Source organism: Catellatospora bangladeshensis, from assembly GCF_016862575.1.
GTDB lineage: Bacteria > Actinomycetota > Actinomycetes > Mycobacteriales > Micromonosporaceae > Catellatospora > Catellatospora bangladeshensis.
On the sequence record NZ_BONF01000037.1, the window covers coordinates 49400 to 62797 of the forward strand.

Annotated in this window: 15 protein-coding genes; 10 read left to right on the forward strand and 5 right to left on the reverse strand. The window is 73.7% G+C overall.

Features of this window, described 5'->3' with window-relative positions; genetic code table 11:
* The first annotated feature begins 3 nt into the window (after nucleotides 1–3).
* From Cba03nite_RS28665 to Cba03nite_RS28695, 7 genes are read left to right on the forward strand one after another with little or no spacing between them, the layout of a single operon-like run.
* Nucleotides 4–1062, forward strand: coding sequence for an ABC transporter substrate-binding protein (locus tag Cba03nite_RS28665; protein ID WP_203752701.1), 1059 nt, complete (start codon nucleotides 4–6; stop codon nucleotides 1060–1062).
* Complete coding sequence (locus tag Cba03nite_RS28670) at nucleotides 1059–1898, forward strand: ABC transporter permease (protein WP_203752704.1); 840 nt, start codon at nucleotides 1059–1061, stop codon at nucleotides 1896–1898. The genes Cba03nite_RS28665 and Cba03nite_RS28670 overlap by 4 nt, the downstream gene beginning before the upstream one ends.
* Nucleotides 1874–2611 carry an ABC transporter ATP-binding protein gene (locus tag Cba03nite_RS28675; protein WP_203752707.1) on the forward strand — a complete coding sequence of 246 codons (738 nt, stop codon included), beginning with the start codon at nucleotides 1874–1876 and terminating at the stop codon, nucleotides 2609–2611. Before Cba03nite_RS28670 ends, Cba03nite_RS28675 begins: the two co-directional genes overlap by 25 nt.
* A gap of 3 nt (nucleotides 2612–2614) precedes the next feature.
* Nucleotides 2615–3940 (forward strand): LLM class flavin-dependent oxidoreductase, encoded by a 1326-nt coding sequence (locus tag Cba03nite_RS28680; RefSeq protein WP_203752709.1) that lies wholly within the window; start codon nucleotides 2615–2617, stop codon nucleotides 3938–3940.
* Nucleotides 3941–3963: 23 nt separating this feature from the next.
* Nucleotides 3964–5022 (forward strand): aldo/keto reductase, encoded by a 1059-nt coding sequence (locus tag Cba03nite_RS28685; RefSeq protein WP_203752711.1) that lies wholly within the window; start codon nucleotides 3964–3966, stop codon nucleotides 5020–5022.
* Entirely contained in the window at nucleotides 5019–5549 is a 531-nt protein-coding gene (locus Cba03nite_RS28690; RefSeq protein WP_203752713.1) for an NADPH-dependent FMN reductase, read from the forward strand. The genes Cba03nite_RS28685 and Cba03nite_RS28690 overlap by 4 nt, the downstream gene beginning before the upstream one ends.
* A gap of 2 nt (nucleotides 5550–5551) precedes the next feature.
* Nucleotides 5552–6631 (forward strand): LLM class flavin-dependent oxidoreductase, encoded by a 1080-nt coding sequence (locus tag Cba03nite_RS28695; protein ID WP_203752715.1) that lies wholly within the window; start codon nucleotides 5552–5554, stop codon nucleotides 6629–6631.
* A gap of 33 nt (nucleotides 6632–6664) precedes the next feature.
* Here the strand turns inward: Cba03nite_RS28695 and Cba03nite_RS28700 are convergent, their stop codons facing one another.
* Entirely contained in the window at nucleotides 6665–7573 is a 909-nt protein-coding gene (locus Cba03nite_RS28700; RefSeq protein ID WP_203752717.1) for a DMT family transporter, read from the reverse strand.
* A gap of 39 nt (nucleotides 7574–7612) precedes the next feature.
* Between Cba03nite_RS28700 and Cba03nite_RS28705 the strand changes: the two genes are divergently transcribed.
* Both Cba03nite_RS28705 and Cba03nite_RS28710 read left to right on the forward strand, forming a co-directional pair.
* Nucleotides 7613–8143: a MarR family winged helix-turn-helix transcriptional regulator gene (locus Cba03nite_RS28705; protein WP_203752719.1), complete on the forward strand. Its 531-nt coding sequence runs from the start codon at nucleotides 7613–7615 to the stop codon at nucleotides 8141–8143.
* Between the two features lie 119 nt (nucleotides 8144–8262).
* On the forward strand, nucleotides 8263–8916 hold the full coding sequence (locus tag Cba03nite_RS28710; RefSeq protein WP_203752721.1) for a hypothetical protein: 654 nt from the start codon (nucleotides 8263–8265) through the stop codon (nucleotides 8914–8916).
* Here Cba03nite_RS28710 and Cba03nite_RS28715 read toward each other — a convergent pair.
* Genes Cba03nite_RS28715 through Cba03nite_RS28725 form a run of 3 tightly spaced genes read right to left on the reverse strand, consistent with a single transcriptional unit; the run spans nucleotide 8867 to nucleotide 11596 of the window.
* Nucleotides 8867–9811 (reverse strand): hypothetical protein, encoded by a 945-nt coding sequence (locus Cba03nite_RS28715; protein ID WP_203752724.1) that lies wholly within the window; start codon nucleotides 9809–9811, stop codon nucleotides 8867–8869. The two genes, Cba03nite_RS28710 and Cba03nite_RS28715, sit on opposite strands and share 50 nt — an antisense overlap.
* On the reverse strand, nucleotides 9792–10208 hold the full coding sequence (locus tag Cba03nite_RS28720) for a cupin domain-containing protein (protein WP_203752727.1): 417 nt from the start codon (nucleotides 10206–10208) through the stop codon (nucleotides 9792–9794). Before Cba03nite_RS28720 ends, Cba03nite_RS28715 begins: the two co-directional genes overlap by 20 nt.
* Before the next feature lie 14 nt (nucleotides 10209–10222).
* Nucleotides 10223–11596: a peroxidase family protein gene (locus Cba03nite_RS28725; RefSeq protein ID WP_203752730.1), complete on the reverse strand. Its 1374-nt coding sequence runs from the start codon at nucleotides 11594–11596 to the stop codon at nucleotides 10223–10225.
* A gap of 104 nt (nucleotides 11597–11700) precedes the next feature.
* Here Cba03nite_RS28725 and Cba03nite_RS28730 point away from each other — a divergent pair, with 104 nt between their 5' ends.
* A complete protein-coding gene (locus Cba03nite_RS28730) occupies nucleotides 11701–12183 on the forward strand; it encodes an RrF2 family transcriptional regulator (RefSeq protein WP_203752733.1) in 483 nt (160 codons plus the stop codon).
* 85 nt (nucleotides 12184–12268) lie between these two features.
* Here the strand turns inward: Cba03nite_RS28730 and Cba03nite_RS28735 are convergent, their stop codons facing one another.
* Nucleotides 12269–13012 carry an SDR family oxidoreductase gene (locus Cba03nite_RS28735; RefSeq protein WP_203752736.1) on the reverse strand — a complete coding sequence of 248 codons (744 nt, stop codon included), beginning with the start codon at nucleotides 13010–13012 and terminating at the stop codon, nucleotides 12269–12271.
* Between the last annotated feature and the right edge of the window lie 386 nt (nucleotides 13013–13398).

The window sequence follows — 13398 nt, forward strand, 5'->3', positions numbered from 1 at the left end:
CCGATGAACCAACCATCCGTCCTGGCCCGCCGCAGTTTCCTGTCCGCCGGCCTCGGCGCTCTCGCCCTGGGCCTGACCGCGTGCGCCGCCGATGAGACCCCCGCCGCGGCAGCCCTCGACACGCCGCTGACCGAGTCCGTCCCCCAGGGCACCAAGCTCGTCGTGGGCGACAAGGAACACCAGTGGGCGATCGAGTTCTCCGGCGAGGCGAAGAACCTCACCTTCGAGGTGGAGTTCGCCAATCTCAGCGGCGGCCCGGAGACGCTGGAGGCGTTCCGCGCCCGCGCTCTCGACCTGGGCTCGGTCGCCGACATCCCGCCGATCCACTCGCACTGGACCAACATCCCCACGAAGATCGTCGCGTCCAAGTACCGGCAGGACCCGCTCAACCACGCCATCTACCGGCTCGGCATCGCGCCCGGCGCGGGCGTCAGCACGCTGGCCGACATCCGCGGCAAGAAGGTCGCGTACAGCCCCGGGCAGGCGCAGGGCGCACTCGTGCTGCGCGTGCTGCACAAGGCCGGGCTGCGCAAGGAGGACGTCGAGCTGATCGAGCTGCCCAGCACCGGCGACGTGTACGCCAACGCGCTGGCCAGCCGCCAGGTCGAGGTCGCCCCGATCGGCGGCGTGCAGATCAAGCGCTACGAGAGCAAGTACGGCAAGGACGGCGCCACCACCATCGCGCACGGGCTGCGCGACGACCCGGGGCACCTGTACGCGCCGATCACCGTGCTCGCCGACCCGGCCAAGGCCGCCGCCATCCGCGAGTACGTGAAGGTGTGGGCGCGGGCCTGGCGCTGGCGCGAGGCCAACCCCGACGAGTGGATCGAGCGGTACTACGTCAAGAAGCAGGGTCTGTCCGTCGAGGACGGCAAGTGGATCGTCGCCAACGCCGGCATCGCCGACATCCCGGCGAGCTGGACCGACGCCATCGCCCGCCACCAGGAGACGATCGACCTGCTGGCCAAGGAGACCGGCAACAAGCCACTGAAGGCCGAGGACCTGTACGACCGGCGGTTCGAGACCGTCGCCGCCGACGCGCTCGCCGGAGGTGCGAAGTGACCGCGTCCGTGCTCACCCGGCCGCAGACGGCGGCGGCGCCCCTGCCCACCCGCCGGGCCCGGCGCCGCCTCGGGCCCGGCCCGGCCATCCCGTTCGGGGCCGTCCTCGGGCCGCTGCTGCTGCTCGCCCTGTGGTCGATCGGGTCGGCCGCGGGCTGGCTCGACTCGCGCACCCTGTCGGCGCCCTGGACCGTGGTCACCACCGCCGGTGACCTCATCGCCAGCGGCCGCCTGCAGGACAACCTCGCCGTGTCGGCGCAGCGGGCCGCGCTCGGCCTGGGCATCGGCACGGTCCTCGGCACGGTGCTGGCGCTCGTCTCCGGGCTCAGCCGGTGGGGCGAGGCGCTGCTCGACGGCCCGGTCCAGATCAAGCGGGCCATCCCCGGCGTCGCGCTGATCCCGCTGCTGGTGCTGTGGCTGGGCATCGGCGAGCAGATGAAGGTGACCACGATCGTGCTCGGCGTGTTCGTGCCGGTCTACATCCACACCCACAACGGCCTGCGCAGCATCGACAGCCGGTACGTCGAGCTGGGCGAGTCGCTGCGGCTGCGCCCGGCGGTGTTCCTGCGCCGCATCGTGCTGCCGGGCGCGCTGCCCGGGTTCCTGCTCGGCATGCGGTTCGCCGTGGTGGGCGCCTGGCTGTCGCTGGTGGTCGTCGAGCAGATCAACTCGACCAGCGGCATCGGTTACATGATGGACCTGGCCCGGGAGTACGGCCAGACGGACATCATCATCGTCGGACTCGTGCTGTACGGGCTGCTCGGGCTGGTGTCCGACGGCGCCGTCCGGCTCGTGCAGAGGAAGGCGCTGTCATGGCGACGCACGCTGGCGGACTGACCGCCACCCGTACGGTCCTGGTCCGGGGGCTGCGGCGCGGCTTCGGGGCCCGGACGGTGCTGGACGGCCTGGACCTGGAGATCGGCGCGGGCGAGTTCACGGCCCTGCTGGGCCGCAGCGGCTCGGGCAAGAGCACCCTGCTGCGCGCGCTGGCCGGTCTCGATCGGGACGTGGCCGGCTCCGGCCTGGTCGACGTGCCGGAACGGTCGTCGGTCGTGTTCCAGGACGCCCGGCTGCTGCCCTGGCAGCGCGTGCTGGACAACGTCGTGCTCGGCCTGACCGGGCCGGACGCGCAGGAGCGCGGCCGCGCGGCGCTGGCCGAGGTCGGCCTGGCCGGGCGGGAGCGGGCCTGGCCCAACGAGCTGTCCGGCGGCGAGCAGCAGCGGGTCGCGCTGGCCCGCGCCCTGGTGTCCGAGCCGGACCTGCTGCTGGCCGACGAGCCGTTCGGCGCGCTGGACGCGCTGACCCGGCTGCGGATGCACGAGCTGCTGCGGGAGCTGTGCACGCGGCACCGGCCCGCCGTGCTGCTCGTCACGCACGACGTCGACGAGGCCGTCACCCTCGCCGACCGGGTGCTGCTGATCGACGACGGGCGGCTCACCGTCGACATCGCCATCGACCTGCCCGCGCCGCGCTCGCACCGGCAGCCGCGGTTCCTGGCCTACCGGGAGCAGCTGCTGCGCGCGCTGGGCGTGGACCAGAAGGAGGACTGAACGATGCTGCACCTCAACGCGTTCCTGATGGGCGTCGGCCACCACGAGGCCGCCTGGCGCCTGCCCGAGAGCGACCCGTTCGCGCAGACCGACGTGGCGCACTTCCAGCGGCTGGCCCGCATCGCCGAGCGCGGCAAGCTGGACTCGCTGTTCCTGGCCGACAGCCCGGTGCTGTGGAACAGCATCGGCCGGCGGCCGTCCGGCACGCTGGAGCCGACCGTGCTGCTCACCGCGCTGGCCGCGGTGACCGAGCACATCGGGCTGATCGCGACCGCGTCGACGACGTACAACGAGCCGTTCAACCTGGCCCGGCGGTTCGCCTCGCTGGACCACATCAGCGGCGGCCGGGCCGGGTGGAACATCGTCACCACGGCCGGGGTCGACGCGGCCCGCAACTTCAACCTCGACGAGCTGCCCGCCCACCGCGACCGCTACGAGCGGGCCGCCGAGTTCGTCGAGCTGTCGCTGAAGCTGTGGGACAGCTGGGACGACGACGCGCCGCTGGGCGACAAAGAGGCCGGCCGCTGGGGCGACGACGACCTGCTCTACCCCACCGAGCACACCGGGCGGCACTTCCGGGTCGCCGGGCCGCTCAACGTGCCGCGCTCGCCGCAGGGATACCCTCTGCTGGTTCAGGCCGGGTCGTCGGAGGACGGCAAGGAGCTGGCCGCCCGATATGCCGAGGCGGTGTTCACGGCCCAGCAGACGCTGGCCGAGGCGCAGGCGTTCTACCGCGACCTCAAGCAGCGCGCCGCGCAGGCGGGCCGCGACCCGGACACCGTCAAGATCCTGCCGGGCATCGTGCCCGCGATCGGGTCCACCGAGGCCGAAGCGCTGGCGCTGGAGGCCGAGCTGGACCGGCTCATCCGGCCGGAGTACGCGCGCAAGCAGCTCGCCACCACCCTGCGGGTCGACCCCGAGGTCCTCGACCTGGACCGCGAGCTGCCCGCGGACCTGCCCAGCGAGGACGAGATCGAGGGCGCCAAGAGCCGCTACACGCTCATCGTCACGCTGGCCCGGCGGGAGCGGCTCACCGTACGGCAGCTCATCGGCCGGCTCGGCGGCGGGCGCGGGCACCGCACCTTCGCGGGCACCCCGGAGCAGGTCGCCGACGCGATCGAGGAGTGGTACCGCAGCGGCGCGGCGGACGGGTTCAACATCATGCCGCCGGTGCTGCCCTCGGGGCTGGAGACGTTCGTCGACCACGTGGTGCCGATCCTGCAGCGCCGCGGGCTGTTCCGCACCGAGTACACCGGCACCACGCTGCGCGAGCACTACGGCCTGCCCCGCCCGGCCAACCAGTTCACCCGGCAGCCCGCGGCTGTCTGACCACTTCGGAGAGGACGACACACATGGTCGAGCAGAGGCCCTTCGGCCGCACCGGCGAGCAGATCAGCTCGCTGACCCTGGGCGCGATGAACTTCGGCGCCCGTGCCAACCCCGACCACGAGGACGGCATCCGCATCATCCACCGCGCCCTCGACGAGGGCATCACCGCCATCGACACCGCCGACGTGTACTCCCACGGCGAGTCCGAGACGATCGTCGGCAAGGCGCTGGCCGGCGGGCGGCGCGACGACGTCTTCCTGGCCAGCAAGTTCCACGGCCAGGTGGGCGACAACCCGCGGCACCGCGGCAACTCCCGGCGGTGGATCTTCCAGGCGGTGGAGCACAGCCTGCGCCGGCTGAACACCGACTGGATCGACCTCTACCAGGTGCACCGGCCCGAGCCGGACACCGACTTCGACGAGACCCTCGGCGCGCTCACCGACCTGGTCCGCCAGGGCAAGATCCGCTACATCGGCACGTCCACGTTCGAGCCGTCGGCGATCGTGGAGGGCCAGTGGATCGCGCAGCGGCGCGGGCGCGAGCGGGTGGTCGCCGAGCAGCCGCCGTACTCGATCCTGGCCCGCGGTGTCGAGCGGGAGGTGCTCCCGGTCGCGCAGCGCTACGGCCTGGCCGTGATCCCGTGGAGCCCGCTGGCCGGCGGCTGGCTGTCCGGCCGCTACCACGGCGGCCTCGACACCCCGATCTCGCTGCGCGCCGAGCGTATGCCGGCCCGCTACGACCCCCGGGTGCCCGCCAACGCGGCCAAGCTCGCCGTAATCGACGAGCTGACCGCGCTGGCCGAGGAGGCCGGGCTGTCGCTGATCCACCTGGCCATCGCGTTCGTGCTCCAGCACCCGGCGGTCACCTCGGCGATCATCGGGCCGCGCACCCTGGCCCACCTGGAGTCGCAGCTCGGCGCGGCGAAGGTGACGCTGTCGGCCGACGTCCTCGACCGCATCGACGCCATCGTCCCGCCCGGCACCACCCTGAACGCGGCCGACGCGGGCTACCAGCCGCCGTCGCTGACCGACCCGGCGCAGCGCCGCCGCGGCGCGGTGGCACAGCCGGGCGGTGCCCGATGAGCGCGGACGTCGTGGTGCTGGTCGGCAACCCCCGCCCCGGGTCCCGGACCCGGGAGGTCGCCGAAGCCGTCGCCCAGGCGCTGCTCGACCGGCTGGGCACGCCCCCGGGCGGCGTCGAGGTCCTGGAACTGGGCGAGCTCGTGGGCGTCTCCTTCGGCCCGGAGCCCGCCGTCGGGGCCAGGTCGGGCCCGGACCCGTTCGCCACGGTGCGCGCGGCGCGGCTGCTCGTCGTCGCGACGCCGGCGTACAAGGGCACGTTCACCGGCCTGCTCAAGGTGTTCCTGGACCAGTTCGGCCACCGGCAGCTGGACGGCGTCACCGCCGTGCCGCTCGCCGTGGCCGCCACCCCGGAGCACGCCGAGGCGGCGGCGTCGGCGCTGCGCGACGTGCTCCTCGAGCTGGGTGCGCGGGTCCCGGCGCCGCCGCTGGCCGTGCCGGAGTCGCGGCTGGCCGAGCGGGACGAGTTCGCCGCCGCATGGGCCGGTCAGCACGCCGGTGCGGTCGCCTACCCCGCCGCGGCGGTGTGACCATGGGCTCCGAGTTCCTCTGGTACATCCCCAACCAGGCCCAACCCGGGCACCGGGGCGACGACGTGGTCGCCGGGCACAACAGCCTCGACACGCTCACCGGCCACGCGCGGGCGCTGGAGGAGCACGGCTGGGGCGGGGCGCTGCTCGGCACCGGGTGGGGGCGGCCGGACACGTTCACGGTCGCCACCGCGCTGGCCGCGCGGACCACGACGTTCCAGCCGCTGATCGCGATCCGGCCCGGCTACTGGCGGCCGGCCAACTTCGCCTCCGCCGCGGCGACGCTGGACCACCTGTCCGGCGGCCGGGTGCTCATCAACGTCGTGTCCGGCAAGGACAACCTCGCGGCGTACGGCGACGCGGAGGGCGACCAGGCCGACCGGTACGCCCGCACCAAGGAGTTCCTCCAGCTCGTGCGGCGGCTGTGGACGCAGGAGGACGTCACCTTCGAGGGCGCGCACTTCAGCGTCACCGGGGCGACGGTCGTGCCGCGCCCCGTCGTCCGTGGCGAGCGCAGGCATCCCCGCCTCTACTTCGGGGGCGCCTCGGCGGCGGCCGAGCGGGTCGCCGCCACCGAGGCCGACGTGCAGCTGTTCTGGGGCGAGCCGCTGGACGGCGTACGGGAACGGATCGAGCGGCTCCGGCAGCTCAGCGACGAGCTGGGCCGCGAGCACGCGCCGCTGGAGTTCGGCCTGCGCGTCACCACGCTGGTGCGCGACACCACCGAGCAGGCGTGGGCCGACGCCGAGGCCAAGGTCGCGAAGATGGCCGAGGCGGGCGGCGCTGGTGTCCGGGACGTGAAGTGGCGGGCGGCGGTCGGCCAGCGGCGGCTGCTCGACCTGGCAGCGCGGGGCGACGTGCTCGACGACAACCTGTACACCGCGCCGGGCCGGTTCGGCGGGGGCGGCGCGGGCACCACCTGGCTGGTCGGGTCGGCCGAGGACGTGGCGCGCTCGCTGCGCAGGTACCAGGACCTCGGCGTCACCCACTTCGTGCTGTCGGACACCCCTTACCTGCCGGAGATCAGGCGCCAGGGCGAGCAGCTCCTGCCGCTGCTACGCCAGGAGGCGCTGGTGTCCTGATCGGCGGCAGGCGCCGGGGCCGCGCGGTGCACGTCAGCTCGTGCACAGCGCGGCCCCGGCGTCGTCCCGGGCGGGCCGCAGGCGAGCGAGCAGGCGGGCCGCGACGGGCTGCCCGACCACGATGCCGGTGAACACCAGGGCCAGGCCCGCAAGCTGGTGTGCCGCCAGGGCCTCACCGGCTACGGCAGCGCCCAGCAGCACCCCTGTCATCGGATTGAGCAGGCCGATGAGCCCGACCGTGCCGGCGCTCAGGTGCCGCAGGCCGGCGAACCAGGCCGCGAAGGCCAGCGCGGTCGCCACGATGCTGACGTAACCGAACCCGGCGAGCGCGGCTGCGTCCAGCACGGGCGGCGCGCCCTCCACCGCGACGGCGGCGGGCAGCAGCAACGCGCCCCCGGCGAGCAGCTGCCAGGCGGTCAGCGAGAACACGTCGACGTCGGCGCTCCACTTCTTGGCGAGCACGTAGCCGAGGGAGGACATCGCCATGGCGGCGCCGGAGGCGAGCACGCCCCGCGGCGCGACCGTGCCGCCGCCGTCGAGCAGCATGAGGCATACGCCGCCGATGCCGAGCACGGCCCCGGCCAGCTGCGCGGCGGCCGGGCGCGCGGAGAGCGCGGCCCAGGCGATGAGCATCATCGCGACCGGCGACGTCGCCATGATCGTCGAGGCGACACTGGTCGGCAGCGTCTGCGCGGCCAGGTAGACCAGGGCGAAGAACGCGCCCATGTTCAGCGTGCCGAGCACCAGCGACCGCCACCACCACGCGCCACGGGGCAGCCGGCGCCGCACGAGCAGGAGCAGCAGTCCGGCCGGCAGCGCCCGGATGGCCGCACCGTAGAACGGGTAGTCCGGCGGCAGGAACCGGTGGGTGACGAAATAGGTGGAGCCCCAGGCGACCGGTGCGACAGCGCTGACCGCGATCCAGCGGAGTTTACCTTCCATGGAAGCTAGTTTACCTTCCATGGAAGGTATATTGACAAGGTGACCGCACCACTCGACCACGTCGCGCGCATCCAGCAGGCATGGAGCCGCGAGCGCCCCGACCTCGACGTCAGCCCACAGGCCGTGATCGGGCGGCTGCACCGCCTCGCCGGGCACCTCACCGAGGAGCTGCGCGTCGTCTACCGCCGCTACGGGCTCGGCGAGGGCGAGTTCGACGTCCTGGCCACCCTGCGCCGCGCGGGGCCGCCGTTCGAGCGCGCTCCCGGCGAGCTGGCCGCGTTCACCATGGTCACCACCGGCGCCATGACCAAGCGCATCGACCGGCTGGAGCTCGGCGGCCTGGTCACCCGCCGGCCCAGCGGCACCGACGGCCGGGGCCGGGTCGTCGCGCTCACCGACGCGGGCCGGGAACTGATCGACCAGGCGTTCACCGAGCACATGCGCAACGAGCGCCGCCTGCTCGACCTGCTCACCCCCGACGACGCCGCCCGCCTCGAAGCCCTGCTCACCACCTGGCTGGCCTGCTTCGAGACGCCGCTGCCGGCCGAGGGCCGCGACCTAGGCGCCTGAGCCCCGCGCCGCCGGCGGAGCTCGGGTATGGACGGACGGCGATCAACGCCGTACCTTCGTGGCGGAAGATCGTGCGGCGACGATCGGTGCCCTGCCCTGCCCACACCATGGAGCGCACGATGTCGCGGAAGACCGGCAAGCCGACGTACACCAAACCCACGGGCCCGTCCGGGACCGGCCGGCTGCTCGGAACAATAGGCGGGCTCGTCGCGGCGCTGCTGGTGGGTGTGCTCATCGGCACGCTGACCGCGCAGCCGAGCGGCACCGACGCCGCCGTGGCCGAGCTGCGCCGCCAGGAGGCGGCCCGCGACACCGCCCAGATCACCGAGCTGACCACGCGGGCGCGGGCCACCGCCACAGCGATCACCCCCGTCATCGAGGGCCTCGCCGGGACCGGGGAGGTCGGCGACGCCCAGCTGGCGCAGTGGCGGCAGGCCGTCGGCGCCGAGGTCGCCTACTACGCCAAGACCGTGTCCGGAACGACCGCGACCAACGTCGCCCGCGGTGCGCTGCGCAACGCGGTGGAGCAGCTGGCCGCCGCCGTGGAGACCTCCGCCGCCGCCCGCGCCCTGCCCGCGCCGTCACGGCAGCTGGTCCTGGCCGCCGCGTCCCGGCAGCGTGAGCTGGCCGTGATGGCCTGGTCGGTGGCCGCCACCCAGCTCGACCAGATCAACGTGGACGCCGGGCACGGACACCAGCACGTCTACCTGGAAATCGCCGGGATCAGCGGGCTGATGGCGGGCGACAGCCTGCCGGAGGGCACCGGGCACTGACCGGCCGGGACGCGGTGAGCCAGGCCAGGGCGCGGGGCAGCGGACCGGCCGGCGGCGCCCAGACGTGCCGGTCGGCGTAGGCCCACGCGTAGACGGGGTTGCCGTCGCGCACGAGTTCGCACAGCTCCGGCTGCGTCAGCTCGCGGGCTGACCACTCGTACAGCGACTGCAGCCGGGGCTGGATAACGCCGTAGTCGAGCAGGCGGCCCAGCCGGTGCTCGTGAGCCAGGTAGGCGCGGACCTCGGCCCGGGGCGGGTAGCGGTCCGGCAGCACCCGCCCCAGCGACAGGTAGAAGCCGGTCATGCCCAGTCGCGGATCCCCGAGCAGCCGGCCCAGCGGCGCGAGCCTGCCCAGCGCGAGCCTGGGCGCGGCCACCAGCGCGTGCGCGTACAGCACCCGCAGCAGCACCACGTTGAGGAAGAACCGCTCGGGCAGCGGCTCGCGCGCGGCCAGGTCCCGATGCGCCAGGTACGCCGAGACGATGCTCGCGTTGTGGGCGCGATACCAGTTCCGCGCCGTCGGGGCGGCGACGAAGCCGTCCCACAGCCGGACCGCGGGCGACGAGGGCTTCCCCGTCATGCCGCCTGCCCGCGCCACGGCCTCGCAGCCGTCGCGCAGCAGCCGGTCGTTGACGGCCCGCCACCAGGGGCTGCCGGGCGGCCGCGCGGCAGGCGGGTTCAGTACGCCCCGGCCGAGCTGCCAGCGCATGAACGACAGCGCCGCGCGCCGGTACGGCAGGTGCCGCGGCGCGCGGCCCCACGGGCCCCGGTAGGTGCGGTCGAGCAGCGCGATCCGCTGCGCCGGGCTGTCCCGCACCCCCGCGACCTGCGCCGCGGCCCACTCCGCGGCGGGCGCGGGCCGCAGCGCGGTCCGGTCAGGACGGTCGAGGCGCACGCCTGTCCCTGCGCTGGACCAGCTCCTCCTCGTCGACCAGGGTGAGCATCGGCTTGCCCGGCTCGCACAGCATGGTGACCGTGAAGCGCAGGCGTACGTCGTCACGGTGGTTGCCGTCCTGGTAGTGGATGACGTCGCCGCCCGGCTCCCAGAACGCCTCCCCGGCGCGGACCACCCGCTCAGGCTCGCCCTCCACCTCCAGCAGCATCTCGCCCTCGATCACGTACCCGAACGCCGGGCCGGAGTGCCGGTGCGGCGGCGTACCCGGATCGCCCGGGGGGTACTCGATCACGACGGTCATCACGTGCGCGCCCGCCGGGATGAACGGCGGCTGCGCCTCCTGCAGCGTGGTGAGCGCGGTCTGCCATGCGTTCGAGCGCGGCTTGTCGTCGGACATGAGCGACCCCTCCGTCAGGTGCCGAGGATGAGCAGGTCGGCGAATCCGAACCCGGATCCCGCCGCGGGCAGCACCGGCTGCCAGTCCGGCTCCAGGCTCAGGTAGCTCGCGGGATCGGCGCGCACCAGCCCGAGCAGCACCTCCGCCACGATCCGGCCGCCGACCGGGCCGAGCCGGTCACCGCCGCCGCGGTGCTCGGCCTCCTTCAGGATGTAGAACCACAGCGGCGTACCGTCCGGCCACGGCTGCTCGACCTCGTCGGCGGTCAGCGGCGCCACGCCCAGCAACTCCGCCACGGCCTCCCCGCCGGGCAGCCCCGTGGTGCCGCCGCGCAGCAGGTCGCGTACGGCCAGCGAGCGGTAGGCGGCGGTGTCGACCACGCCGGTGACCTGCTCCGGCAGCCCGATCAGGCTGGCGGCCAGCCTTCCGTCGATACGCTTGGCGCGCTGCGCGGGCGGGCGGCCGGGCACGTCGAACACCTGGGTCAGGTCGAGCCGCCGGTCGCCGGGCACCGGCCCGAACCCGACCAGGTCCGGGAACAGCGGACGCCCCGGCCCGCCGGCCACCAGCCGGTAGGTGTGCCGGATCTGCCCGTGGCCGTAGCGGAACGCCGCGTCGGCGAACTCCAGCGGGATGTACGACTGCCCGGCCTGCGGCGCGAACCAGCGCCCGCCCTCGGCGAGCACCTGCTCGACCAGCTCCGCCCCGACCAGGCGCGGCAGGAAGTCGTGCACCACGATCCACTGGTAGTGCCAGGTGAGGGTGATGCGCGCCTTGTCGAACACGTCCGTCTCGGGCACCCCGGCGCCGCGCAGCCAGCCGACGATGCCGTTGTGCGCGCGCAGCAGCGCCACGTGCAGGGCCAGCGCGAACAGGTGCGAGTCGTTGCGCGGGTCGCCGATCAGGGCGACGCCCTGCTGGTTGCGGGGCACGTCGCCGCCGTCCGGGCCGAGCAGGAACTTGGCCGGGTCGTGCAGGTCGAACAGGAACGGCGAGCCGATCGGGCCGTCGGAGTAGAGCATCTCCAGGTTCAGCTTCGGGGCACGGGCGTTGCGCAGCGCCTCCGGATCGACCCCGGCGCCGATCGGCGACCGGTCGGCGGTGATGTCGTGCGCGATCAGCTGCCCGAAGAACGGCCAGCCCGCCGCCTCGGCGGCATCGTCGCCGTCCGGGCCGATCCGGTCGAGGAACGCGGCCGCGTCGCATACTCCGCCGCTCTCCCCGGCCCGGGTCAGCAGCTGCGGATCGGTCCCCAGCGGGTGCAGGCCCGGGAACATCCGCCCGTAGCGCGCGGCCCCGGTCGGCCGGTCCACCGCCCGCACGAGGCTGAGGCAGTGGTCACGCGCGGCCACGCGGGCACCGTGGGTGTACGCCGGAGCGCTGCTCACCTGCCGAGCGTATGCCGCGCCCACACCCGCTCCGGGCACGTTGGGCAAACCCGCCCGCCCCCGCTACTCGGATACCCGCCATCCGGGATGGTTACCATGGCGTCATGAAGATGTCCGGCGGGGTCGAGTGGGCGCTGCACTGCTGTGTCGCGCTGACCGCGGCCACCGAGCCGGTGCCCGCCGTGCGCCTGGCCGAGCTGCACGACGTCTCCCCCAGCTATCTCGCCAAGCAGCTGCAGGAGCTGTCCCGGGCCGGGCTGGTGCGCTCGGTGCAGGGCAAGTCCGGCGGCTACCTGCTGACCCGCCCCGCCGACCAGATCACGGTGCTGGAGGTGGTGGAGGCGATCGACGGCCCGTCGGCCGCGTTCGTCTGCACCGAGGTACGCCAGCGCGGCCCGCTGGCAGCCTCGCCCGAGTCGTGCACCGCCCCCTGCGGCATCGCCCGGGTCATGTACGAGGCCGACCACGCGTGGCGGCAGGCGCTGCGCCGGGTGACCGTCGCCGACCTGCTCGCCGACGCCGAACGCGCGCAGGGGCCGCAGCTACGCGACACCCTGCGCGGCTGGCTGACGAGCACCCACGGCTGACCCCTCACATGCGTAAGGCTCCCGCCACGCGCTTCTGCCGGTGCGACGGGAGCCTCGACGGTGAGTCCGGTGACGCGAGAGCCGGTCAGCGGGTGGCGAGCCAGTCGGCCATGCTGATCTTGCCGAGACGCGCCTCCCCCAGCGGGACCAGCGACGTCTCCTCCAGCAGCGCACCGAAGTACCGCGCCTGCGGGTCGGTGATCACCTCGCGACCGTCCCGCTCCACCGCCAGATAACGCCGCACGAACTCGTCCTGGCCGAACCGTTCCGGGCCGGCGATGTCGTAGCTGCCGCCGGCCGGCTGGGCGACGGCGGCCTCGGCGAGTGCGGCCGCGACGTCGTCGGACGCGATCGGCTGCATCAGCGCGGGCGGCAGGTGCACGCCGTCGCCCTGGGTCGCGCCGTCCGCGATGGCCCCCACGAACTCGATGAACTGCGTCGCGCGCACGATGGTGTACGGCACCGGGCCGGCCTCGATCAGGTTCTCCTGGGCGACCTTGGCGCGCATGTACCCGCTGTCGGTGATGCGGTCCGCGCCGACGATGCTGAGCGCCACGTGGTGCCCCACCCCGGCGGCGGACTCGGCGGCCAGCAGGTTGCGGGTCGAGGTCTCGAAGAACCTCAGGACGGCCTCGGTCTCGAAGGACGGCGAGTTGGACACGTCGACGACCACGTCCGCGCCGTCCAGCGCGTCCGCCAGGCCGGCGCCGGTGATGGTGTCGACGCCCGTGCTCGGCGCCGCGGCCACCACCTCGTGGCCCGCGGCCTGCAGCAGGCGGCCGAGCTTGGTGCCGATCAGGCCGGTACCCCCGATGATGACGATCTTCATGCTTACGTTCCCCTTAACTCGGACTAGTTCTATCCGAGATTCTACTCGGACCTTTCGTGTCCGAGTCAACGAGCCACACGCTCCTCACGCGGTAACCCTGCTCACCCACCGCACCCACCCCACCTCTGTGTACCGCCCCCGCCCCGCAAAAAGACCCGATCCGACTTATTAGCGCACCCACTCCCACCCCACCCGGCCAAGCCCCAGCCGCACCGCAACGCCACCCCGAAGCTCCCCCGACCACTTCCCTCCCGTCGATCATGAACTTAGGGGCGTGTTCGACGGCGTGTCGCGTCCACGGCACCGTGATCGACTCCCGGCGGCGCCGCTGCGGGTCGGTTGATCGCGTTCTCGTGTCGCAACCTGGGCTCTGACCACAGCTTTCG